Origin of the sequence: Micromonospora tulbaghiae, assembly GCF_900091605.1 — a bacterium.
Classification (GTDB): Bacteria; Actinomycetota; Actinomycetes; order Mycobacteriales; family Micromonosporaceae; genus Micromonospora; species Micromonospora tulbaghiae.
The window spans coordinates 1-23,230 of the sequence record NZ_FMCQ01000007.1 but is presented as its reverse complement, the minus strand read 5'-3'; the positions used below and the strand labels follow the sequence as shown (position 1 = coordinate 23,230).

Sequence of the window (23,230 nt, the reverse complement as noted above, 5' to 3'; positions counted from 1 at the left end):
GCGGACCGGCCGCTCACTTCGCGGACGCCTTCGCGCCACCGCCGCGGCCGGCCTTCTCCGACGCGCCGTCCAGGTCCACCGGCAGCTGGTCGGCCTGCGAGTACGCCACGGCGGCGCCGACGAACGCGGCGAACAGCGGGTGCGGGCGGGTGGGCCGGCTCTTGAGCTCCGGGTGCGCCTGGGTGGCCACGAAGAAGGGGTGCAGGTTGCGGTCCAGCTCGACGAACTCGACCAGCCGCCCGTCCGGCGAGGTGCCGGAGATGGTCAGGCCGGCCTTGGTGAGCTGGTCGCGGTAGGCGTTGTTCACCTCGTACCGGTGCCGGTGCCGCTCGCTGACCTCCGTGCTGCCGTACGCCTCGGCGACGATGGAGCCCTCGGCCAGCTTCGCCGGGTACGCACCGAGCCGCATGGTGCCGCCCAGGTCGCCGCGCCCGGCGACGATGTCCTCCTGGTCGGCCATGGTGGCGATGACCGGGTGCACCGCCTCCTCGTCGAATTCGAGGGAGTTCGCCCCGTCGAGGTCGGCCAGGTGACGGGCCACCTCGATGGTCATGCACTGCAGGCCGAGGCAGAGGCCCAGCAGCGGGATGCCGTTCTCCCGCGCGTACCGGGCGGTGCCGACCTTCCCCTCGATGCCGCGTACGCCGAAGCCGCCGGGGATCACGATGCCGTCGACGCCGGACAGCGCGGCGGCGGCGCCGGCCGGGGTCACGCAGTCGTCGCTGGGCACCCACTTGAGCTGCACCCGGGCGCGGTGGCCGAACCCGGCCGCCCGGATCGCCTCGCTCACCGACAGGTACGCGTCGGGCAGGTCGACGTACTTGCCGACGAGCGCGACGGTGATCGTGTGCCGGGGCTGGTGCACCCGCTCCAGCAGGTCGTCCCAGCGGGTCCAGTCCACGTCGCGGAACGACAGGCCGAGCCGGCGCACCACGTACGCGTCGAGGCCCTCCCGGTGCAGCACCTTCGGGATGTCGTAGATGCTCGGCGCGTCCGGCGCGGCGGTGACCGCCTCCCGGTCGACGTCGCAGTACAGCGACAGCTTCTCCTTGACCTTCTCCGGGATCTCCCGGTCGCAGCGCAGCACCAGCGCGTCGGGCTGGATGCCGATGCTGCGCAGCTGCGCCACCGAGTGCTGGGTCGGCTTCGTCTTCAGCTCGCCCGACGGCGCCAGGTACGGCACCAGCGACACGTGCAGGTAGAAGCAGTTGTCCCGGCCCAGGTCGTGGCGGATCTGCCGGATCGACTCCAGGAACGGCAGCGACTCGATGTCGCCGACCGTGCCGCCGACCTCGGTGATCACCACGTCGGGCACCTGGCCGTCGGCGTCCGGGTCGGCCATGCCACGGATCCGGGCCTTGATCTCGTTGGTGATGTGCGGAATGACCTGCACCGTGTCGCCGAGGTACTCCCCGCGCCGCTCCTTGGCGATCACCGCCGAGTAGATCTGGCCGGTGGTGACGTTCGCCTTGCCGGAGAGGTCCCGGTCGAGGAACCGTTCGTAGTGGCCGACGTCGAGGTCGGTCTCGGCGCCGTCCTCGGTGACGAAGACCTCGCCGTGCTGGAACGGGTTCATCGTGCCGGGGTCGACGTTCAGGTACGGGTCGAGCTTCTGCATCACCACGCGCAGTCCGCGCGCGGTCAGCAGACTGCCGAGGCTGGAGGCGGTGAGGCCCTTACCCAGCGAGGAGGCGACGCCCCCGGTGACGAAAATGTGCCTGGTCGTCCGTGCTGTAGGGGCCAACGCCTGCTCCCGTGTCGTCCGTAGCGGTCGTGCGAACCGCCGTGCCGATCAGCAGAGTGATCACGCGATCCACGGGATTCCACGGTAACACCATCCGGACCGTGAGCCGGCGTCGCACCCGCTGTCGGCGCACGTGAGGCCCTATCCGGCCGGTGCGCCGCCCCCGGAACGGCCGCTCAGGGGTCAACCGGCGGGGATCTCGCCGGCGGCCGGAGCCGGCTGGGCGGGCACCCGGGGAGCGCGCCGCTCCCCCGCCGACTGCGGCCGCTCCGGGTCGCGCTCCCCGCCCTCGGAGGTCTCGGCGCCGTCCGAGGTCTCGGCGCCGTCCGAGGTCGCCGCGCCGTCCGAGGTCGCCGGATCGTCGACGGGAGCTGCGCCGTGGGCGGGCGGCGGGGCGTCGGCGTCCGGCGAGGTCGCGCCGTCGTCGCGGCCCGGAGCGCCACCGGCCGCGCCACCACCGGCCGGGCCGCCGTCCGGCGGGGTCGCGCCGACCTGACCGCCGGGACGGCCGCTGTCGGGCACCGTGCGGTCGGTGGAGTGGTCGAGCACCCGCAGCGCCGCCAGGGCCGCCATCGGCACCACGAGGGCCGCCGCCGCGCCGGCCACGTCCAGCGCCGACCCGCCGAGGACGCCGCCCAGCCCGACGGCCACGCCGGTGCCGGCCATCGCCGCCCGGATCGCCGGGTAGATGCCGAACAGCCGCATCAGCCCACCCCAGGGCTGGAGCAACGCGAGCCAGACCAGCGCGGCCCCGGCGAGGGCCAGCACGGTCAGCGGGCTGTTCACCAGCGTCTGGATGTTGGAGCTGCTGGACCGGTGCACGGTGAGCCCGCCGGTGCCGTCGCCGACAGCGGCCAGGAACCGGCCCAGGCTGCCGCGCTCGTCCGCCGGACGGCCGAGGTCGACCAGGGCGAAGCCGACGGTGACCGCCAGCGCGGCCATGGTCGCCCAGGCCAGCCGGCTCACTGTCAGCCAGCCTCCGCTACAGATCGCGGCCGCCACGCTGACCCCGGCGGTGAGCGCGATCGCGCCGATCGAGTCGGCGCCCAGGTACGGGCTGCCCACTATCACCACTGCGAGCCCGCCGACGGTCACCATCACCATCGGCCGCCAGCCCCGGCGGAACCGCTGGGCGAGCCAGCCGCCGCACAGCAGCGCCCCGGCGACGAAGACGCCCAGCCCGACGGTGCCGAGCCCGGCGTACCGGCCGCCCTCCAGCGCCGAGTAGCCGACCACGCCGTTGAGCTGCAACCGTGAGCCGGTGAGCACGTCCACGCCGACGACGAGCGTGGCCAGCCCGGCGACCGCCCCGAGCGGACCGAGCGTGCGCTCGTGCCCGGGACTGAACCGGACCACGGCGGTGCCGCCGACGATGAGCAGCGCGGTCACCGAGGCGTACCAGAGGCCGGCGTGGTCCCCGCGCCACCAGGGCACGGCGTCGGCGAGCAGCGCCGCGGGCACGGCCAGCGCGGCGGCGATCAGCAGCAGCTCCACCACCGCGACGATCCGCCGGGACACCGGTTCCGGTCCGTGTGGTCCGGCGAGCCGGCGGGCGCGGCGCAGCAGCGGCAGCACCGCCACCGCGAGGGCGATCTGGGCGACGGCGAGCAGCGTGAAGAACCAGCCGGCGACGCGGCGCTGGGCGGCTGCCTCCCGGTCCGCGTCGGCCGGCGCCTCGATCGCCGCCCGAAGGTCGTCCGGCCGGTCGTCGACTGTCACCGCGGGCCGGCCGAGGAACGCCCGTTCCGGCATCGGCTTGTCGAGCACGGCGAGCACGGTCGGGGCCAGGTCGATCAGTTGCAGGTAGCCGGACCGGGCGGTGCTGGGCGAGGTCAGCGAGCCGCCCTCCCAGCCGGGGCCGTCGGCGATGGCGACGTGCAGCCGCGCCGGGGAGTCGGTGTCGGACACGCCGGCGACGAGAACCAGCGAGCGCGGCGGCCGGGCGGCGAGCACCCGGGCCAGCCGGGCGTCGGCCTGCCGCGCCTGGGCGGCCCGAATGGCCGGGTCGTCGTCGTCGACGGTGCCGACGTCGACGATGCTCAGCACGCAGGAGCCGAGCAGTTCCGCCGGGTTCTCGGGGAGCGACGGCGCGTACCTGTCGACCCGGCCGAACGGGCGGGCGGCGGCCACGGCGGCACCCGGCCCGACCGCCACCGAGCAGCGCACCGACTCGGCCAGCGCACCGGGCGTCGCGCCCCAGGACAACTGCTCCTGGTTGTGCACCACCGCGCTGGCCTGGTCGGGCAGGTTCGCGCCGATACCGTCGGGCCGCTCGATCGTCACACCGGTGGCCGGGCAGCCACCGCCCGGCCGGGTGCCGGGCCAGGCGGCGAAGTTCCCCGCGCCGAGCGTGAGCCAGCCGTCGACCGGGCAGGTGGGGCGGTGCGCGGAGCGTACCGAGAGCGACCCGATCGCGCCCTGCTCGGCCATCCGCCACAGCGTCGGCGTGTTCTCCGGGTCGACGTCGCCCCATCGCAGGCCCGCCGCGCCGACGAGCACCACGAAGTCGGCGCCGGGCCGGGTCGCACCGTCGTCCGGGCGGGCGGAGAGCGCGGTGATGCCCAGCGCCACCACGACCAGGGTCAGCAGAACCGGGGTCAGTCTGCGCAGCATCAGCGGTTCCCGGTCGAGAGCTGGGGTGTCAGCTCGGCATAGAGGCCGGCGAGCGCGGCCACGGTGTCCGCCTCGGTGGGCCAGGTCGCGGCCCGCGCCAGGCCGCGACGGCCCAGGTCGGCCCGGCGTCCGGGGTCGTCGAGCAGGTCGCGCACGGCCGCGTCGACGGCGTCCACGTCGCCGGGCGGCACCAGCACCGCCGCGTCGCCGACGAGTTCCGGCAGCCCGCCGACGGCGGTCGCGACGAGCGGTACGCCGGCCCGCAGCGCCTCCTGCGCGAACAACTGACGGGCCTCCCAGTCGCTCGTCACGACCGCGAGGTCGGCGGCGCCCAGCAGGTCCGCCACGTCGCTGCGGTGCCCGAGCAGCGTCACCGGCGCGCGGGCGGCCGAGATCCGGGCGGCCAGCGGCAGGTACGCCGGACCACTGCCCGCGATCACCACGAGCGGCACGGGAGTACGGGTCCGCCAGTGGGCGGCGGCGTCGATCAGCACGTCGTACCGCTTCTGCGGGTGCAGCCGCCCCACCGAGAGGACCAGCGGCCGGTCGGCGGCGACGCCGAACTCGGCGCGTACCGCCGTGCGGCGACGGCCGGGCGCGGGCAGCGCCGGCGCGGCGACCGGCGCCAGGCGGGCGTCGGCGGCGCCGAGCGCGGCGGCGCGGTCGACCAGGTCGGCGGAGGCGCCCAGGGCGACCCGCACGGACCGGGCGACGACCCGCTCGACCAGCCGGGACACCGCACCGCGCAGGCCACCGGCGAGGACCGCGTTGTGCCAGGTGACGATCAGCGGCGCGGCGGGCCTGGCCAGCGCGGCGACCAGGCCGGCGCGCAGCCCGTGCGCGTGCACCACGTCGACGGGCGTGTCCGCGAGCGCCCGGCGCAGCGCGGTGACCGCGCGCGCGTCGCCCGGCGTGGGGCTCGCCGGGATCTCCACCGGCGTGAACCGGGCCCCGGCGCCGGTGAAGTCGAACTGCTCCTCGGTGGCGGCCGGGCCGCAGACCAGCACGGACGCGCCGGCCTCGGTCAGCCCTCGGGTGATCGAGCGCACGTGCTGCCCCACCCCGCCCGTGCTGGAGGCGAGCACCAGGGCCACCGACCCGGGCCAGCGCGGTGCCGGCGAGGCGTCCGTCATGAGGAAACGGTCTCCCTTCCGTCACCCCGCTCGCCGGGGTGCTGCTGCGCCGGCGGGCCGTCGTCCCCGCCGGCCGGGCGTCGCCGGCTCAGCCGGCGGGTCACGGTCGCGAGCAGCGGCCGCAGGTCGCGGGCGTCGGTCAGCCAGGCGACGGCGAGGAACAGGACACCGACCACGACCCCGGACAGCATGCCCTGCGCGAGGGCCCACGGTGTCGTCGGGGTGCCGTCACCGAGCCCGGCGAGTCCCGCCGCTACGGCCACCCCGCCGGCTCCGGCGACGACGGCGGCGAGCAGCCCGGCGGCGCCGGCCCGGCCGGCACCGGCCAGCGCCGCGCCGCCCGCGGCCCGCCGGACCGCTGCGATCAGCAGCGCGCCGAGCAGCAGCATGCCGGCCGACGACGCCAGCGTCACCGCGAGCACCCGGTCGGCCAGCGGCGCCACCTGGGCGGACAGGACGGCCAGCACGGGCACGCTGAGCCAGCCGAACGCGGTGGCGACGGTGGCCGCGCGGGTCTCGCCCCGGGCGTACAACGCGCGGGTGAGGACCGCGAACAGGCCGTAGCCGACCAGGCCGGGCGCGAAACCGGCGATCCCGGCCGCCGCGGTGCGCGCGTCGATCGGGTCGGAGAAGAAGAAGTGCCCGACCGGGATCGCGGTGCCGACGAGCGCGGCGGCGCCGAGCAGGCTCAGCAGCACGACCCCGCGTACCGCCGGGGCCAGGGTCTCCCGGTAGGCGCGTTCGTCGCCGGTGGCCCGGGCCGCCACGAGCGTCGGGTACGCGGCCACGGCGAGCGGCACCGCCAGCACCGCCCAGGGCAGGAAGTAGACGGTCTGCGCGAGGTTGTAGACACTGACGTCGGCGGTGCGGCCGTAGGTGACCTGGTTGAGCGCGACCACCAGGGCGACCTGCTGGGCGGCCACTGTCACCGCCCCGGCGACCACCAGACCGCCCACCCGGGCACGGGCGTCCGCCGGGAAGCGATAGCCCGGGCGGATCCGCAGCCGCAGCCGGCGCACCGGGATCAGCAGTGACAGCGAGAGCACCACCACGCCGAGCGTGGTGCCGGCGGAGAGCAGCAGTTCGCCCCCGCGCCCGGCCTCGCCGATGGTGGACAGCCGCCCTTCGGCGGCGGTGAAGCCGAGGTACACGCCGATGACCGTGACGCTCGACAGCAGCGGCGCGATCACCGGCCACGCGAAGCGGCGGTGCGCCTGGAGCACGCCGGTCAGCACGATCCCCACGCCGTACAGCGGCAACTGCGGGGCGAAGACCCGCAGCATCCGCGCCCCGGACGCCTGCTGGGCCTCGCTGAGACCGTTTCCGATCAGGCCCGGCAGCGGGTCGGCGAACAGTGCCAGCAGCACCGCCAGCGGAACCAGCAGGCTCAGCGTCCAGGTCAGCAGCGCGCCGGTGGTGGCGGCCACCGCGCGCCGGTCACCCGCCTCGACGGCACCGGCCAGCAGCGGTACGACGAGACTGGCGAGCGCCCCACCGGCGACGATCTCGAAGATGAAGTTCGGGACGTAGTTGGCCACCAGGTAGGCGCCGCCGAGATCGGTGGGGCCCAGCATCCAGGTGAACACCGCTGTCCGGCCGAAGCCGGCGAGCCGGCTGAGTACGGTGAGGACGGCGATGAGGGCAGCTGCCCCGGCGACCCGGCCGGCGGCGGCGAGCGGAGCAGGTTTCGTCACGTCAGTCCGGGAGCCGGCCCAGCTCGTCGAGGTGCCGCAGTCCCGGCGTCCGCGCTATCACCTGGGTGAAGCTGACCTTCTCGCTGGCGGCGGTGAGCGCGGCGAGCACGGCCAGCACGCCGGCCCGGCCGAACGGCCCGGTACGCGCGGCGAGACTCACTCCGAGCAGCGCGCCGAGCGCGTTGGCGCCGCTGTCGCCCACCATCACCCGCTCGCCGAGGTCGTCGCCGACCAGCGCGGCCGACGCGCCGACCGCGCCCGCCGCGACGCCGCCGTACGGGCCGGTGGTCAGCGGCACGCCGAGCAGCATGCCGGACTTCAACGCCCGGCCGGGCCGCAGGTCGAGCAGGTTGACCAGGTTGGCGGTGCCGGCCACCACGCCGGCGCCGAGCAGCACGTCGAGTCCCCGGCCGAACGCTCCGGCGCGCTGGCGGCGCGGGTGCGCGGCGACCCGCCGGTCGGCGGCGAGCAGCGCGGCGGCGCCCAGCCCGGCCACGCCGACCCCGGCGACCTTGACCATCCCGGCGGTGACCTGCCCCTCGCGCAGCGCGGCGAGGTGCCCGGCGAACCCCTTGGCGGCCTTCTGTTCGGGGCGCGCGCCGACCACGTCGTCGTAGAGGCCGACAGCGCCCGCGCCGAGCCCGGCGACCAGCGCGGCGGCGCCGGCCGGGGCGCTACCGGCACCCAGCGCGGCCCCGGTGGCCGCGCCGACGGCCAAGGCCGGACCGGCGGCCAGGGTCACCGTTCGGCCCCGGTAGTTGGTGCGCTCCAGCGCCGGCCCGCCCGGCGACGTGCGCGTCTGGCGCAGCGTGTAGCGGGCGGCCAGCACCCCCGCGCCCACGGCGAGCAGCCGACCCAGTCTCACGGGACCTCCTCGATCCGGACTTCGAACGCGACGCGGCACGGACCGGGCGGCCCGCAGCGGTCACCGGGGCAGTGTAGGCACTCGGGAGGTGGCGTTGTCGCCCACGCCGTACTGGCCGGTCTTCTTCTCGGTGAGCTGCTGCGCCAGGGCGAGGCTGGTGCCCAGCTGGCCCTGCACGGTGTTGGCGTTGTCGACGGTGGAGATGGTCTGCGACAGCACCGGGTCGCCGCGGACCACGGAGACAAGGTTCCCGCCGGTCGAGCCCATGCCGGCGACCACCAGCACCCCGGCCCGGTCGAACTGCTCGGCGATCTTCACCACCGACTCGTCCTTCTTCGCCGAGTCCTTGTCCACGTACGGCTGGCCGGTGACCATCACCACCGCCTCCGCGGCGGTGGAGATCCGGTCCGCCGGGGTGAGGTATCCGGCGGTGGCGTACTGCTCCAGCACGGCGCGCCGGTCGGCGTCGCTGACCGGCGGGCTCCCGGCCGGGCGGTCCACCAGCACGTTGGCCAGCAACGCGCTGGAGGTCTCCACGCCGTGCCCGTTGCCGGGCAGGTTGCCGGTCGGGGCGCTGTTCGGCCGGGCCGCGGTGACCGCCAGCTCCAGCAGGTTGTTGTTGCTGTCCGGGTTGACGAACTTGTCCTGCACGTCGACGCGGCCGGTGACGTCGGCGCCGGCGGTCTGGAGCATCTTCACCACGCCCTCGGCCTGGTCGCGGCCGCTGGGCAGGGTGAGCACCAGCACCCGGCGGCCGGTCAGCTTGCCGGGCAGCACGAGCTGGGCCATCTCGGCGGCGAAGTCCTCCTCGGTCTCCAGCTGCTTCTGCATGCTGTTGACCGACTGGCGCATCAGCGAGTTGTCCTTGCGCAAACCGTTGACGGTCTCCCGGAGCGAGTCGGCGACCGGCCCGTTGAGGGCGGCTGTGCCGACCACCAGGCCGATCGCCAGTGCCAGGAACACCGCGGTCAGGGACACCACGTGGTAGCGAAAGTTGATCACGCTTGCAGCCTCTTGATCGTCGGGGAGCTAGAAGAGCTGGCCGAGCTGGAACACGAAATTGTCCCACCATTCGGAGACCACGCCCAAATACGCCTTCCCGACGGTGGAGACCGCCACCGCGGAGGCCATCGCGGCCACCGCCGCCAGGACCAGCAGCAGCAGCGACGACCCGGAGATGCTCTGCCGGTAGAGCCGGCTGACGCCCTTGGCGTCGACCAGCTTGCCACCCACCTTCAGCCGGGTCAGGAACGTCGACGCCATGCCGCCACGCCCCTTGTCGAGGAACTCCACCAGGGTGGCGTGCGTGCCGACCGCCACCAGCAGCGAGGCGCCCTTCTCGTCGGCCAGCAGCATGGCCAGGTCCTCGCTGGTGGCCGCCGCCGGGAAGGTGATCGCCGGTACGCCGAGCCCGTTGACCCGGGCCAGGCCCGGCGCCCGCCCGTCCGGATAGGCGTGCACGATCACCTCGGCGCCGCAGCGCAGCACGTCGTCGGTGACCGAGTCCATGTCGCCGATGATCATGTCCGGGGTGTAGCCCGCCTCGACCAGCGCGTCGGCACCGCCGTCGACGCCGATCAGCACCGGCTTGAACTCCCGGATGTACGGGCGCAGCACGTCCAGGTCGGCCTTGTAGTCGTAGCCGCGCACCACGATCAGGCAGTGCCGGCCCTGGATCTGGGTCTGGATCTCCGGTACGCCGACGCCGTCGAGCAGCAGGTCGCGTTCCTGCCGCAGGTAGTCCATCGTGTTGGCGGCGAATGCCTCCAACTGCACCGACAGGCCCTCCCGGGCGTCGGCCATCGACTTGGCCACGGTCTCGGCGTCCTGCAACGAGCCGTGCGCGACCGGCTCGTCGCCGACGAAGACGGTGTTGCCCTCGATGCGGATCCGGTCGCCCTCGCGGACCTGTTCGAAGACGCTCTCGCCGAGATCGTCCAGCAGCGGGATGCCGGCCGAGATCAGCACCTCCGGGCCGAGGTTGGGATAGCGGCCGGAGACCGACGGCTTGGCGTTGAGCACCGCTGCCACACCCACCGCGACGAGCGAGTCGGCCGCCACCCGGTCCAGGTCGACGTGGTCGATGACCGCGATGTCGCCGGGTCGCAGTCGCCCGACCAGCCGTTTCGTCCGGCGGTCAAGGCGCGCGGTGCCGACGATGGAGCCCGGCTCCGGGTTCCGGCTCCGGCGCAGTGTGGGTAGACGCATCGTGACCATCCTGGCATGTGAGGCAGGTTTTGCTGTCGCGACATGCCTGAGCAGGGCCGCCTACCCAGGGAAGCACACCGGAACCCGCGCCGGTGTGCTTGCGCTCACAATCGGGGCATCACGGACGCCTTTCCTTGGCCGCCACGGCCAGGAGCTCCTCGGCATGGGCGATACCCAGATCCGAGTCCGGTAAACCGGCGAGCATCCGGGCCAGCTCCCGGGCGCGCTCGGTGTCCTCCACCACGCGCACCCCGCTCGTGGTGACCGCTCCCCCGGTGTCCTTGGCCACCACCAGGTGCCGGTCGGCGAACGCGGCGACCTGCGGCAGGTGTGTGACCACGAGCACCTGGTGGCTGCGGGCCAGCCGGGCCAGCCGACGGCCGATCTCCACCGCGGCCTGCCCGCCGACACCCGCGTCGACCTCGTCGAACACCAGCGTGGGCGGGCCGCCGGACCCGGCGAAGACCACCTCTATGGCCAGCATCACCCGGGACAGCTCGCCGCCGGAGGCGCCCTTCTGCAGCGGCAGCGCCGGCGCACCCGGGTGCGCCAGCAGCCGCAACTCCACCTCGTCGGCGCCGTCCGCGCCGACGCCGGTCTCGACGCCGTTGACCGGCAGGCTCGGCTCGGACCGGCCCGCCGGCCGCGGCAGCACCGCCACGTCGATGCGAGCGTGCGGCATGGCCAGCCCGGCCAGCTCGACAGTCACCTCCTCGGCGAAGCGGACCGCCGCCTCCCGCCGGGACGCCGAGACCCGGCCGGCGAGGTCGGCCACCTCACCGGCGAGCCGGGTCGCCTCGCGGTCCAGCTCGTCCAGCAGCTCGTCGGAGGTGTCCAGATCGGACAACCGGGTCCGGGCCCGCTCGGCCCACGCCACCACGCCGTCGACGTCGTCGGCGTACTTGCGGGTCAGCCCGCGCAGCGCGGCCCGCCGCTCGTAGACGGTCTGGAGGCGGGCCGGATCGGCGTCCAGCGCGGCCAGGTAGCCGGACAGTTCCGCCGCCACGTCGGTGACGAGCGTGGCCGCCTCCTCCAGCCGGGCCGCCAGCTCGCCCAGCGCCGGGTCGGTGCCGGCCTGCGCCTCCAGCGTGCGCCGCGCGGTGCCCAGCAGCGCCGTCGCGTCCGGCGTCTCGTCGGTCGCCTCGACGCCGCCGGCCACACACTGCTGCGCCACCTGCGCGGCGGTGCGCAGCCCCTCGGCGTGCTCCAGCCGCTGCGCCTCGGCCTTCAGCTCGGCGTCCTCCCCCGGCTGCGGGTCGACCCGGGTGATCTCGTCCAGGCCCAGGCGCAGCAGGTCGGCCTCCTGGTTGCGCTCGCGGGCGTTGCGCCGCCGGTCGGCCAGGTCGTCGACGACGGTGCGCCACCGGGCGTACGTCTCGCGCAGCGCGTCGAGCAGCTTCTCGTGCTCGGGGCCGGCGAACCGGTCGAGCGAGGCGCGCTGCTCGGCCGGGCGCAGCAGCCGGAGCTGGTCGGACTGGCCGTGCACGGCGAGCGCCTGCTCACCGACCTCGCCGAGCGTGGACACCGGCATGGCACGCCCGCCCAGGTGCGCGCGGGAGCGGCCCTCGATGGTCACGGTGCGGCTGAGCAGCAGCGTGCCGTCCTCGTCGGGCTCGCCGCCGGCGTCGACGATGCGGGCGTGCACCGACTCGGCCACCCGTCCGCTCAGGCGCAGCCGGCCCTCCACCACGGCGCGGCCCGGCTGGGCGCGCACCCGGCCGGCGTCGGCGCGGCCGCCGAAGAGCAGGCCGAGGCCGGTCACCACCATGGTCTTGCCGGCGCCGGTCTCGCCGGTGATGACGTTCATCCCCGCGGCCAGCGGCAGCGTCGTGTCCTCGATGACGCCCAGTCCGGTGATGCGCAGCTCTTCCAGCACAGCACCCGACAGTAGCCCCGCCGTGTGACAGTTGACCAGCCGGCAGGGCGGGGCGCGGGCACCCGTACAGTTCAGCCCCGTGCTGGAGGAGATCGGCCTGACCCCGGACGAGGAGGAGCTCTACCGCTGCCTGGTCAGGGCGAACACGGCCCGGGTCGGTGAGCTCGCGCAACGGCTGGGGCGGCCCCACACGGAGGTCGTCGCCCGGCTGGACGCCTTGCGGGACAAGGGTCTCGTGCTGCCGACCGGGCCGGACCCGGACGCTCCGCTGCGGCCGCTCGCGCCGGACGTGCCGCTCGGCGAGGCGCTGCTGCGCCGCCAGTCGGCGCTGGAGGAGGCCCGCGCCGCGGTCACCCAGCTCGCCGAGGACTACCGGGCCGGGATGCGCCGCCACGACGCCGCGCACCTGGTCGAGGTGGTCACCGGCGCGCGGGCGCTGCGCGAACGGCTGCGCGAGCTGCAGAACGGCGCGCGCGAGGAGGTGCTGTTCTGCCGGGCGAACCCGCTGGCGATGCCCGGCCCGGAGAACGTCGAGGAGTTCGACGCGCTCGCCCGGGGCGTGCGCTACCGGGCCATCTACGAACGGGCGATGCTGCTGGAGCCGGGCGCCCTGGCCGACGTGGAGCGGGGCGTACGCGCCGGGGAGCAGGCCCGGGTGCTGGACCGGCTGCCGGTTCGACTGGCCGTGGTGGACGGACGTACCGCGGTCTGCCCGCTGGTGCCCGACCGCGACGGCGGCGAGCCGACCGCAGCGGTGATCGGCCGCAGCCAGCTGCTGGACGCGCTGCTCGCGCTCTTCGAGAGCCACTGGCTGATGGCGACGCCGCTCGGCACGCCGGCCGACCGGGCCGCCACCGGCTACCAGCCCGACGGCGACGAGGCGCGGCTGCTGTCGCTGTTCGTGGCCGGGGTGCCGGACAAGTCGATCGCGTCACAGCTCGGGGTGAGCCGCCGTACCGTGCAGCGGCGGCTGGCCGACCTGATGGCCGCCGCCGCTGTGGACACCCGGCCGGGGCTGGCGTTCCAGGCCGCCCGGCGGGGGTGGATCTGACCGGGGCCGGGGCGGGACGGCCCCAGGACCGCCCCGCCCCGGGGTCTCACCGCAGCCCGTACGCGTCGATCACGGTCTGCGTCACGGCGTTGCCGGCCCGGTCCCGCGCCGAGACGCGCAGCGACACCGTGCCGCGCCCGGCCGGCACCTCGACGGTGAGCCGCGTGCCGGAGCCGCGTACCGGCGCCGTGCGCCAGGTGCGTCCGCCGTCGAAGGACACCTCGGCGCGTGCCGTCGCGCCGGCCGGCGCGGGCAGGCCGGCCGGGTGGCGCAGCGTCAGCCCGACTGTGTGCTTCCGCTTGCCGGGCACCTCGCCGCGCAGGTCGGCCGGCACCCGGTAGCCCACCTGGAGCAGCGGCAACGGCCGGGTCGCGTCCCCGGCCGGGCGGGCCGAGGTGAACTCCCACGCCGTCTCGGTACGGGTCGCCCACCGCCATTCCGCCGACGACCGTGCCGTGGTCACGTCGAGGCGGTAGCGGGCCGGACCGGCGGTGGCAGGCACCGGCGCCCAGCCGGCGGACAGGTCGGCGATCTGCCGCCCGTCCCGGCTGACCCGCCGGGTCACCGTGTCCTGCTCCTCCGAGCGGTTGTCCACGCCGGCGTGGCCGTCGGCGTCGACGAACTCGGCCACCCGCAGGTCGAGCGTGTCAGCGGTCCGGCTCGGCGCGGCCGCTCCGGCCGGCACGGCGGGACGCACCAGCGGCGCGTGCCACGACTCGGTGGTCCGGTCGGTGGCCGCGTAGCGCCGCGGCCGGTCGGACAGGCCGCCGGTCAGCGTCCCCATGCTGGAGAACATCAGCCGGTGCAGCACCCGGTGCTGCCACCACGAGTCACCGGAACTGACGTACTCCCGCCAGGTCGTCCCGGTACGCACCATCCGCTGGTCGTCGTTCCAGGAGAACTCCTGCCAGGGCCGCCACCCGAACCGCTGCTCGGTGGCCCAGTGCAGGCCGCCGGTGTCGCCGTAACGCGCGGTCACCTCGGCCGTGTTGGCGGCGGTGACCCGGTGGGTGATCCGCTCCGGCACCCGGCCCCGTGACACCTGGAACACGTCGTAGAGGTACGGGCTGTCCACGGTGAGCGTCAGGTCGATACGGGCCCGGCCGGTACGCGCCGCCGCGAGCAGCCGCTGCCCGTCGTCGTACGCCACCGCGAGCGCCGGCGCCGGGAGCTGGTCCCCGGTCGGACGCCACACCGTCCACGCGCTCTGGTCCGCCGGCCGGACGATCAGCACCGCCTTCGCACCGGCCGCCGCCGCGGCGGCCACCTGCTCCTCCTCGGACCGGTCGGCGGACGCGGTGAGCAGCGCCGCCGCGCCCCGTACACCGGCCAGCTCGCCCGGCGTGCCGGTGCCGGCGGCGACCAGGCGCAGCCGCTGCCGCCCGGCCGGGGCCGGCGACTGGCCCATCAGGTTGACGTCCAGGACGCCGGACACGCCGCTGACGTCGATGTCGACCATCGGCGCGACGAGCTGCCAGCGCGAGGAGAACTCGAACTCGCCGCGGCGCACCTGCCGGGTCGGGGTGACGTTGAGCTGCTGCACGGTGCTGAACGCCATCACGCCGTGGTCGACCTGCCGGCCGTTGCCGAACACCCGGTGCTGGTAGAAGCTGAGGATCGCCCGCTGCTCGGAGGGTCTCGGCGTCTCGATCCGTACCGGTGTGCCGCGCCGCGGATCGAGCACCACCGTGAGGTCCCGGTCCACTGTCAGCTCCGGGTCGGTGACCAGGCTGAGCTGCTCGTCCAGCGGCGCGCCGTGCTCGATCAGCGCGTGCAGCAGGTACGGACCCTCCTCCACCTGGACCTGCCACTCGTCGCCGCCGCCGAGCCAGCCCAGCGCGTCCGACTCCGGGTGCTCGCCGAACAGCGTCACCACCGGCGCCGGTCCGGGCCGCCCGGCCAGGTCCAGCGCGCGCAGCGTCACCGTGTGCTGCGGGCCGCTGAGCGTCAACCCGACCGCCGTGCGCACCGTCACGCCGTCCGCACCGGTGGCCACCAGCCACCCGCCGTGCGGGCCCCGGTCCAGCCGGGCCGGGTCGGCGCGCAGCGGCACGTCCACGCCGGCACCGGCCGGCACCGTCACCGTGCCGGCGTCGAGCGTCAGGCCGTCGGTCTCGGCCGCGCCGCTGTCCAGGTTGCGCAGCTCCAGCGCCAGACGCAGCGTCTGCGCGGCAGCGGTGCCGTTGACGTAGCGCACCGTCCGGGTCGCGGCCGGGCCGCCGGTGGTCAGCCGGCCGAAGTCGGCCGTGGCCGTGCCGTACACCCGCTGGCGCAGCGCGCGGGCCACGTCGACCCGCCCGGCGCCCTGCTCGAACACCGTCGCGCCGGCGCTCGGCCGGGTGGTGCTGACCAGCGCGTCCTTGAGCTGCCCGGCGGTCCACCCGGGATGCTCCTGAGCCAGTACGGCGGCGGCACCCGCCACGTGCGGCGTGGCCATCGAGGTGCCCGAGGCGCGGGTGTAGGCGTCGTCGACCGGCGTACCCATGGTGGTGCCGGCGGCACGGGCCGCGACGATGCCGACGCCCGGCGCGGTGATCTCCGGCTTCAGGCCGTTGTCGCCCAGCCGCGGCCCGCGGCTGGAGAAGTCGGCGAGCACGTCGTCACGGTCGACCGCGCCGACGGTGAGCGCGGCGGTGGCCGCGCCGGGCGAACCGACGCTGCGCGGCTCACCGTCGTTGCCGGCGGCGATCACGAACAGCGCGCCGGTTTCGGCGGTGAGGTCGTTGACGGCCTGGCTCATCGGGTCGGTGCCGTCGGTGGGCGCGCCGCCGAGGCTCATGCTGACCACCTTCGCGCCGGAGCGCGCGGCCCACTCCATGCCGGCGATGATGCCGGAGTCGTAGCCGGAGCCGGAGTCGTCGAGCACCTTTCCGACCAGCAGCCGCGCGCCCGGTGCGACGCCCTTGCGCAGCCCCGCCGAGGCCGCGCCGCTGCCGGCGACGGTGGCCGCCACGTGGGTGCCGTGGCCGTGGCCGTCCCGGGCGCTGCCGCCGCCGGTGAAGTCGCGCGCCTCGGCGATCCGGCCGGCCAGGTCGGGGTGGTCGGCGTCCGCGCCGGTGTCGAGCACCGCGACCCGCACCCCGGCGCCGTCGCGGCCGGCCGCCCAGGCGGCGGGCGCGCCGATCTGCGGGACGCTGTGCTCCAGCGCCACCCGGGCCCGCCCGTCGAGCCACACACGCTCCACACCGGCGCCGAGCCGGACGGCTCCGGCGCCCGCGGCGCGGGCCTGCGGCGCCTGTCGCAGCGACGTCCACAGCGCGCCCAGGTCGTCCTTGTCGACGCGCAGCGCGGCGCCGTTGATGCTGGACAGCGGACGGGACTCGGCGGCCACGGCGAGCGGGCGCACCCGCCCGGCGGCCGGCTCCCGGTAGCGCACGATCAGCGGCAGCGCCTTCAGGCCCGCGTCGCCGTAGCCCTGCTCGGCCAGTTCCTGCACGTCGAACAGGTCCGGGTCGAGCACGCCCGCGGACACGTACGGCACGACGTCGGCGGGAAGCACCCGCAGCCCGCCGTCGGCCTGCGTGGTCTGGAAGACGATCCGGTCACGGCCCGGCCCGGGGTGGACAGTGGCGGCGATCCGGCCCGGCGCGGCCTGGACCAGCTCGACCTGGTCGCCGGTGATCAGCGTGACGCGGGCGGGCGGCGCGCCCGGGGCGGATGTGCCCGAGGGCGGTACGGCGGGCCGGGCGGGCGGTACGGCGGACGCCGGTACGGCGAGCCCGACCACCAACGCCCCGGCCACGCCGGCGGCGAGCCAGCGGGGGAACCGGTGCATGTGACGCTCCTCTACTCCGAGGCCGGCCTCGTGAGACCGGCGATCGGAGTCTGCGACGGCGTCCGCCACCAGGTCACCGGGTACGGGCCGCCGCACCGGCGACATGTCGCCAGGTGGACACGAGCGCGACGGAGTGGAGGCCGGGACGCCGGAGACCGCGTCGCCCAGCTCGCGTGCCGCCGCTTCCTCCGGCGGCGGCCCTGCGACCTGTCGGCCCGGCCGGGGTCGACACCCGACCGGACGCGGCGTGCCGGTCCGCCCGCCGCGGCCGGCTCACGACGCTCCGGCGTCCCGACCGTCGCGGCCCCGACCACCCCCTGGCCGAGCCCGCGACAGGTGGGCCGCATCCGGGAAGCGGCGGGCCTCACCGCCGCGCCCGGACTCACCTCTTCGCGGCCCGTACGCCCACCGTAACGCGCGCGAGTGCCGGGACCGGTGGGCCGAACAGAGATTTCCGCTGAGCCGCTGGTCAGCGACGGTTGCCCCGCCAGCCCTGGACGGGAAGGTCGAACTTGGCCACCAGCCGGTCGGTGAACGGGCGGGCCCGCAGCCGGACGATGCGCACCGGCAGCGTGCCGCGGCGCACCGTGACCCGGGCGCCGGGCGGCAGGTCGTAGACGCGCCGCCCGTCGCAGCAGAGCACGGCCAGGGTGGTGAACGGGTCGACGGTGATGACGAACGTCGACGTGGGCGCGGTCACCAGCGGGCGGCTGAACAACGCGTGCGCGCTGATCGGCACCAGCAGCAACGCCTCCACCTCGGGCCAGACCACCGGCCCGCCGCCGGAGAACGCGTACGCCGTCGAACCGGTGGGGGTCGCGCAGATCACGCCGTCGCAGCCGTACCGGGACAGCGGCCGGCCGTCCACGTCGACGAGCAGCTCCAGCATCTGGGCGCGTTCGCCCTTCTCGACGCTGATCTCGTTGAGCGCCCACGACTCGATGGTCGGCCCGCCCTCGAACTCTGCGGTGACGTCCAGGGTGAGCCGTTCGTCCACGGTGTAGTTGCGGTGGACCACGTCACGCACGGCGGTGTCCAGGTCGTCGATCTCCGCCTCGGCGAGGAAACCGACCTTGCCCAGGTTGATGCCGAGCAGCGGAACCTTGGTCGGGCGGGCCAGCTCGGCGGCGCGCAGGAACGTGCCGTCCCCGCCGAGCGCGAACACGATCTCGGCGCCCTCGGCCGCCTCCGGGCCGGTCACCGGCACCACGCCCGGCAGGTCCAGGTCGTCGGCCTCCTCGGCCACCACACGCACCTCGAACCCGGCGGCGATCAGGTCGGCGGCCACCGCGCGGGCGTGCTCGGTGCTGCGTCGACGGCCGGTGTGCGTGACCAGCAGCGCGGTACGGCTCACCCGGACACCTCCTCGGTCGTGGCCGCCGTCGCGGCGGCGCCCTGCGGGCCGGCGGCCACCACCGCGCGGACCCGCTCCGGATCCGCGGCGGGCGCGTCCCCGCGCAACCATACGAAGAACTCGACGTTGCCGCTCGGCCCGGGCAGCGGGCTGGCCGCCACGCCGGCCAGGCCGAGGCCGAGCCCGGCGGCGGTCGCGGCCACGTCGAGCACCGCCTCCGCGCGCAGCGCCGGATCGCGGACCACGCCGCCGGCGCCGACGCGCTCCTTGCCGACCTCGAACTGCGGTTTGACCATCAGCGCCAGGTCACCGCCGGGCCCGGTGCACGCGGCCAGCGCGGGCAGCACCAGCCGAAGCGAGATGAACGACAGGTCGGCCACCGTCAGGTCGACCGGGCCGCCGATCGCCTCCGGCGTGAGGGTACGCACGTTCGTGCGCTCGAACACCCGGACCCGCTCGTCGGTACGCAGCGACCAGGCGAGCTGCCCGTAGCCGACGTCCACGGCGACCACCTCGGCGGCGCCGCCGCGCAGCAGCACGTCGGTGAAACCGCCTGTCGACGCGCCCGCGTCCAGGCAGCGCCGGCCGGTGACGGTCAGCCCGCCGGGGGCGAACGCGGCGAGCGCGCCGGCCAGCTTGTGGCCACCCCGGGAGACGTACTCCTGGGCCGGATCCTCGCCGGTGACCAGCAGCGGATCGGCCGGGTCGACCATCGCCGCGGGCTTGCGCGCCCGCACTCCGCGCAGCTGGACGCGACCGGCCTCCACGAGCGCGGCGGCCTGCTCCCGGGAGCGGGCCAGCCCGCGCCGGACGAGTTCGGCGTCCAGCCGGGTACGACGAGCCATCAGGTGTCTCTCCGCCTCTGCTCAGGCCTGGTCGATGGTGGCGAGGGTCTCGCGCAGCGTCTCGTACGCCGCCTCGTACTGGGCGATCTGGTCGGCCGGGGCGAGTGCCTCGGCGTTGGCCATGCCGAGCACGGCGGCGTCCACCGCCGGGTGCCGCGCCTCGCCGACCTCCTCGACCGGAGCGGGGCGTACCCCCGGGGGTGGTCCCGGGCGTGGACCCGGCGGCGGGCCGGGCCGGTAGGGCGCGGTCACGAGTCGGCCGCCCGGCGGCCGGTGGTTTTCTTCGCCGGCGCGGCTCCCGGGGTACGGGCCACGGTGGCCGGCGGCTTCTTCGCGATCGCCTTCTTGGCCACCGTCTTCTTCGCCACCGCCTTCGACGGCCTCGTGGCCGGGGTCTTCGACGGCGTCGTGACCGGGGCGTCCGCCGGCGTTGTGGCCGGGACGGTCGCGGCACGGGACTTCTCGGCCGGCGACGGCTCGGCCCCGGACGACTCGGGCTGCGACGGCTCGGCGTGCGACCGCTCGTCCCGCGGCTGGGCCCTGGACGACTCAGCCCCCGACGACTCAGCCCTGGACGTCCCGGGCGGCGCCGTCGGCGTCCCGGCCGGGCCGGCCGTCGGCGCGGCCGGTGCGGCGGACGGCTCGGGCCGCGCGGCGCCCGGTTCGAGGGTGCCCCGCGCCTCGCGCAGCTGCCGCTCCAGGTCGTGCACGCGGCGGGTCAGCTCGGCGACCTCGTCGGCGGTGGCCAGACCGACCGCGCCCAGCGCCCGGTCCACCTCGAAGCGGACCAGCTTGGTCAGCGACTCCCGGTTCGCCAGGCCGGTCGCGACCAGTTCCTCGGCGAGCGTCTGAATCTGGGCGGCGGTCGCGCCGCCCTGGCCGACGACGCGCATGACCGCGTCCTGTGCCTTCTTCCGGGGCGCCTCCGTCAGGCCCATGGCCAGCTCGAGGTAGGCGCGCCACGCGTCCTGCATGCCTGAGTCCTTCCGCGGGGCGAGGTGTGCACCTGCCACGCTACCGGGCACCCCGGACGCCCCATTGCGGTACGGTGCCGGGAACGGCGTGGTTCGTGGTGAGGAGACGATGTGGCCAGCGTGGACGAGTGCCGGCAGGCGTTGCACGACCTGGCCGCTCGACTGGACCGCAACGCCGAGGCACAGGGACGCATCGATCTCGACCGCACCCTGGCCTGCCGGATCACCGATCTCGGCACCGCGTTCCACGGGCGGCTGGAGGGTGGCCGGCTGGTCGACCTCACCGACGGCGACGACCCGAAGGCCAAGATCGCGCTGAGCACCGGCAGCGACGACCTCGTCGCGCTGGTGAACGGCCGACTCGACGTCATGTCGGCGGTGGCCTCCCGGCGGGTCTCGATCAAGGCGAACCCGTTCGACCTGATGAAGCTCCGCAAGCTGCTCTGAGCGGCCCGGCGCGCCTCAGTCGTCGAGACCGAAGCCGGCGAGCACTTCCTCCGCCGCCGGGGACTGCGCCCGCACGCGCGGCCCGGCCGCCGTCGACCAGGCCACCGCGCAGAGCGCGGCCAGCGCCTCCAGGGGCGCGCCGGCGCCGTCGAGCACGAGATCCGCGCCGGCCTCCGTCACCGACCAGCCGCCGGCCGTCGGCCGGCCCGGCACCGCCACCACCGCGGCCGGGTCGAACAGGCCCGCCAGGTCGAACGAGACGTACCCGGGACGGCGCTCCTCGGGCGCGGCCAGCAGCTCGGCGGCGTCGCTGACCCCGGTCAGCACCAGCAGGCTGTCCAGCCCGGCCCGGCGGGCGCCCTCGATGTCGGTGTCCAGCCGGTCGCCCACCACGAGCGTGCGCCCTGCTCCGGCCCGCCGCGCAGCGGTGGTGAACAACGCCGGCTCCGGTTTCCCCACCACCACGTCGGGGTCACGGCCCAGCGCGGTACGCAGCACCGCGACGAGCGAGCCGTTGCCCGGCAGCGGGCCGCGCGGGCTGGGCAGCGTGCGGTCGGTGTTCGTGGCGTACCAGGGCGCGCCCGCCCGTACCGCCAGGGACGCCTCGGCCAGGTCGGACCAGCCGACCTGCGGGCCGTAGCCCTGAGCCACCGCGGCGGGCTCTTCGTCGGCCGTGGACACCGGCCGCAGGCCCACCGCGCGCAGCTCGGCCCGCAGCGCCTCCGCGCCGACCACGAGCACGGCCGCGCCCTCGGGCAGCCGGTCCCGGAGCAGTTCGGCGGTGGCCGCCGCGGAGGTGAGCACCTCCGCCGGCTGCGCCGGAACGCCCATGCCGGTGAGCAGGTCGGCCACCTCGCTGGAGCGGCGGGAGGCGTTGTTCGTCGCGTACGCGACCGCCCGCCCCTCGGCGTGCAGCCGGCCGACCGCCTCGACCGCGCCGGGAATGGGCCGGTCGATCAGGTAGATGACGCCGTCCAGGTCGAAGACGACAAGCGAGTACGCCTCGACCAGCGCACCGCCCGCCCCGGCGCGGTCGGGTTCTCCCCGATCCGCGCCGGAGCTGGTGTCACCGGCGTACCCGGTCATCGGCGGTCCGCCGCCTCGCCCTCGCCGCCCGCGGCGTCGCCCGGCGCGGGCCGGTCGCCGTCGGCCTCGTCCGCCGGGGTGGCGGCGGCCGCTGCCTCGGCAGCCGCGGAGGTGCCGGTCGGGGCGGTGTCGATTGGCGCGGTGGTGGCCGGTTCCTCGGTCGCCGCGACGAAGGTCGGGGTGGTGGCGGTGCTGGTGGCGAGCGAGCCGGACTCGGTGTCGGTCAGCTCGTCGTCGGCCAGATCGCCTGCGTCACGGTCCCGGTAGCCGGCCCGTGCCGCGTCCCCGCCCGACGTGATGTCGTCGCCGCCGCTCAGCCGCGCGTCGTCCTCGCGGTCGTCGTCGTCGTCATCGTCGTCGTCGTCGTCATCGTCGTCATCGTCGTCGTCGTCATCGTCGTCGTCGTCATCGTCGTCGTCATCGTCGTCGAGGTCGTCGTCCTCCTCGTCTTCGCTGGCGGCCTCGGCCGACGACTCGGACGCGTCCGAGTCGTCCTCCGGCTCGTCGTCGCCCTCGATGACCACGCCGTCCAGCTCCAGCAGCCGCTCGGCGGCGTCGGTCTCCCCCTCGGAGTCGACGTCGGCAGCCCGGGAGAACCACTCCCGCGCCTCCTCGCGCCGGTCCACGGCCAACAGGGCGTCCGCGTACGCGTAGCGCAGTCGCGCCGCCCACGGCTCGGTCGAGTCGCCGGTCAGCTCGCGTACCTGGAGCATCGCCACCGCGGCGTCCTTCTGACCGAGGTCACCGCGCGCCCCGGCGGCCACGATCAGCAGCTCGGTCGCGACGGCCTGGTCGAGCTTGTCCCGGTCCGCGCCGCGGAACAGGTCGATGGCCCGCTCCGGCCGGCCCAGCGCCCGCTCGCAGTCCGCCAGTACGGCCAGGTGGCTCTGCAGGCCGCTCATCCGGTGGTACGTCCGCAGCTCGGCGATGGCGGTCTGCCACTCGCCCGCGTGGTACGCGGCCAGCCCGACGGCCTCACGCACGGCGGCGATCCGCGAGGCGAGCCGGCGGGCCGCCATGGCGTGCGCCAGCGCCAGCGCCGGGTCCTCGTCGATCACCAGACCGGTCGCGACCAGATGCCGGGCGACCGTCTCCGCCACCGGCTTGGCGAGGGAGAGCAGCTCGGCCCGGACGGCCGAGTCGAGGTCGCTCGCGACGACGTCGTCCGGCAGCTCCGGCGCCTCACCGGTACGCCCCTCGCCACGCTCGTCCCGGCGCTCCCGCTGCGGGCCGTAGTTGCCGGTCCGGCGGTCGTCACCACCCGGCCGGTCGCCGTAGCCACGGCGCTCGCCGTCCCGCTCGCCCCGGTAGCCGCCCGGCCGCCGGTCGTCGCGACGCTCGTCGCGCTGGAAGCCACGGTCGCGGTCACCGCCGCGGAACCCGCCCTCACGGCGCTCGCCACCGCGGAAGCCACCCTCACGGTCGCCGCCCCGGAAACCGCCCTCACGGCGATCACCGCCGGCGTAACCCTCCCGGCGGTTGTCGCCGCCCTGGTAACCGCCTTCGCGACGGTCGCCGCCACGGAACCCGCCGCCCTCACGGGCGCCGCCCTCGCGACGGTCCCC

General features: G+C 75.6%; 16 protein-coding genes and 1 pseudogene. 2 read left to right on the top strand and 15 right to left on the bottom strand.

Features of this window, described 5'->3' with window-relative positions:
* Positions 1 to 13: 13 nt before the first annotated feature.
* The 8 genes from GA0070562_RS20310 to recN form a co-directional block, all read right to left on the bottom strand.
* The gene (locus tag GA0070562_RS20310; RefSeq protein ID WP_091424645.1) at positions 14 to 1,744 is read right to left on the bottom strand and encodes a CTP synthase; all 1,731 of its coding nucleotides are present in this window, start codon (positions 1,742 to 1,744) and stop codon (positions 14 to 16) included.
* 183 nt (positions 1,745 to 1,927) lie between these two features.
* Positions 1,928 to 4,357, bottom strand: a complete 2,430-nt coding sequence (locus tag GA0070562_RS20305) for a hypothetical protein (protein ID WP_091424642.1) — start codon at positions 4,355 to 4,357, stop codon at positions 1,928 to 1,930.
* Complete coding sequence (locus tag GA0070562_RS20300; RefSeq protein WP_091424639.1) at positions 4,357 to 5,490, bottom strand: glycosyltransferase family 4 protein; 1,134 nt, start codon at positions 5,488 to 5,490, stop codon at positions 4,357 to 4,359. Before GA0070562_RS20300 ends, GA0070562_RS20305 begins: the two co-directional genes overlap by 1 nt.
* On the bottom strand, positions 5,487 to 7,184 hold the full coding sequence (gene murJ, locus GA0070562_RS20295) for a murein biosynthesis integral membrane protein MurJ (protein WP_091424636.1): 1,698 nt from the start codon (positions 7,182 to 7,184) through the stop codon (positions 5,487 to 5,489). The genes GA0070562_RS20300 and murJ overlap by 4 nt, the downstream gene beginning before the upstream one ends.
* 1 nt (position 7,185) lies before the next feature.
* Positions 7,186 to 8,049, bottom strand: a complete 864-nt coding sequence (locus GA0070562_RS20290) for a hypothetical protein (RefSeq protein ID WP_091424634.1) — start codon at positions 8,047 to 8,049, stop codon at positions 7,186 to 7,188.
* 60 nt (positions 8,050 to 8,109) lie between these two features.
* Entirely contained in the window at positions 8,110 to 9,051 is a 942-nt protein-coding gene (locus tag GA0070562_RS20285; protein ID WP_091424630.1) for a copper transporter, read from the bottom strand.
* 27 nt (positions 9,052 to 9,078) lie between these two features.
* Positions 9,079 to 10,257: a putative cytokinetic ring protein SteA gene (gene steA, locus GA0070562_RS20280; protein WP_091424628.1), complete on the bottom strand. Its 1,179-nt coding sequence runs from the start codon at positions 10,255 to 10,257 to the stop codon at positions 9,079 to 9,081.
* A 118-nt stretch (positions 10,258 to 10,375) separates the two neighbouring features.
* Positions 10,376 to 12,133, bottom strand: coding sequence for a DNA repair protein RecN (gene recN / locus GA0070562_RS20275; protein WP_091424625.1), 1,758 nt, complete (start codon positions 12,131 to 12,133; stop codon positions 10,376 to 10,378).
* Positions 12,134 to 12,212: 79 nt separating this feature from the next.
* Between recN and GA0070562_RS20270 the strand changes: the two genes are divergently transcribed.
* Positions 12,213 to 13,184, top strand: a complete 972-nt coding sequence (locus GA0070562_RS20270; RefSeq protein WP_091424622.1) for a helix-turn-helix domain-containing protein — start codon at positions 12,213 to 12,215, stop codon at positions 13,182 to 13,184.
* A gap of 46 nt (positions 13,185 to 13,230) precedes the next feature.
* Here GA0070562_RS20270 and GA0070562_RS20265 read toward each other — a convergent pair whose 3' ends face one another.
* The 5 genes from GA0070562_RS20265 to GA0070562_RS20245 form a co-directional block, all read right to left on the bottom strand.
* Positions 13,231 to 16,959, bottom strand: a complete 3,729-nt coding sequence (locus GA0070562_RS20265) for a S8 family serine peptidase (RefSeq protein ID WP_091424620.1) — start codon at positions 16,957 to 16,959, stop codon at positions 13,231 to 13,233.
* 469 nt (positions 16,960 to 17,428) lie between these two features.
* A complete protein-coding gene (locus GA0070562_RS20260) occupies positions 17,429 to 18,313 on the bottom strand; it encodes an NAD kinase (RefSeq protein WP_091424617.1) in 885 nt (294 codons plus the stop codon).
* Positions 18,310 to 19,158, bottom strand: a complete 849-nt coding sequence (locus GA0070562_RS20255) for a TlyA family RNA methyltransferase (RefSeq protein ID WP_091424615.1) — start codon at positions 19,156 to 19,158, stop codon at positions 18,310 to 18,312. Before GA0070562_RS20255 ends, GA0070562_RS20260 begins: the two co-directional genes overlap by 4 nt.
* A gap of 21 nt (positions 19,159 to 19,179) precedes the next feature.
* The gene (locus GA0070562_RS20250; protein ID WP_091424612.1) at positions 19,180 to 19,410 is read right to left on the bottom strand and encodes a hypothetical protein; all 231 of its coding nucleotides are present in this window, start codon (positions 19,408 to 19,410) and stop codon (positions 19,180 to 19,182) included.
* A complete protein-coding gene (locus tag GA0070562_RS20245) occupies positions 19,407 to 20,132 on the bottom strand; it encodes a phasin family protein (RefSeq protein ID WP_091424610.1) in 726 nt (241 codons plus the stop codon). The genes GA0070562_RS20250 and GA0070562_RS20245 overlap by 4 nt, the downstream gene beginning before the upstream one ends.
* A 111-nt stretch (positions 20,133 to 20,243) precedes the next feature.
* Here GA0070562_RS20245 and GA0070562_RS20240 point away from each other — a divergent pair, with 111 nt between their 5' ends.
* The gene (locus GA0070562_RS20240) at positions 20,244 to 20,579 is read left to right on the top strand and encodes an SCP2 sterol-binding domain-containing protein (protein WP_091424607.1); all 336 of its coding nucleotides are present in this window, start codon (positions 20,244 to 20,246) and stop codon (positions 20,577 to 20,579) included.
* 15 nt (positions 20,580 to 20,594) lie between these two features.
* Here the strand turns inward: GA0070562_RS20240 and GA0070562_RS20235 are convergent, their stop codons facing one another.
* Together GA0070562_RS20235 and GA0070562_RS30730 are read right to left on the bottom strand one after the other, a co-directional pair.
* On the bottom strand, positions 20,595 to 21,665 hold the full coding sequence (locus GA0070562_RS20235) for an HAD-IIA family hydrolase (RefSeq protein ID WP_091424605.1): 1,071 nt from the start codon (positions 21,663 to 21,665) through the stop codon (positions 20,595 to 20,597).
* Positions 21,666 to 22,164: 499 nt separating this feature from the next.
* A pseudogene (locus GA0070562_RS30730) lies at positions 22,165 to 22,765 on the bottom strand (Replicase polyprotein 1ab); the annotation flags it as partial.
* Between the last annotated feature and the right edge of the window lie 465 nt (positions 22,766 to 23,230).

Excerpts from the sequence above, each read along its gene's own strand:
- GA0070562_RS20305 (WP_091424642.1), bottom strand. The coding sequence starts at position 4,357 with ATGCTGCGCAGACTGACCCCGGTTCTGCTGACCCTGGTCGTGGTGGCG.
- GA0070562_RS20300 (WP_091424639.1), bottom strand. The coding sequence starts at position 5,490 with ATGACGGACGCCTCGCCGGCACCGCGCTGGCCCGGGTCGGTGGCCCTG.
- steA (WP_091424628.1), bottom strand. The coding sequence starts at position 10,257 with ATGCGTCTACCCACACTGCGCCGGAGCCGGAACCCGGAGCCGGGCTCC.
- GA0070562_RS20265 (WP_091424620.1), bottom strand. The coding sequence starts at position 16,959 with ATGCACCGGTTCCCCCGCTGGCTCGCCGCCGGCGTGGCCGGGGCGTTG.
- GA0070562_RS20255 (WP_091424615.1), bottom strand. The coding sequence starts at position 19,158 with ATGGCTCGTCGTACCCGGCTGGACGCCGAACTCGTCCGGCGCGGGCTG.
- GA0070562_RS20245 (WP_091424610.1), bottom strand. The coding sequence starts at position 20,132 with ATGCAGGACGCGTGGCGCGCCTACCTCGAGCTGGCCATGGGCCTGACG.
- GA0070562_RS20235 (WP_091424605.1), bottom strand. The coding sequence starts at position 21,665 with ATGACCGGGTACGCCGGTGACACCAGCTCCGGCGCGGATCGGGGAGAA.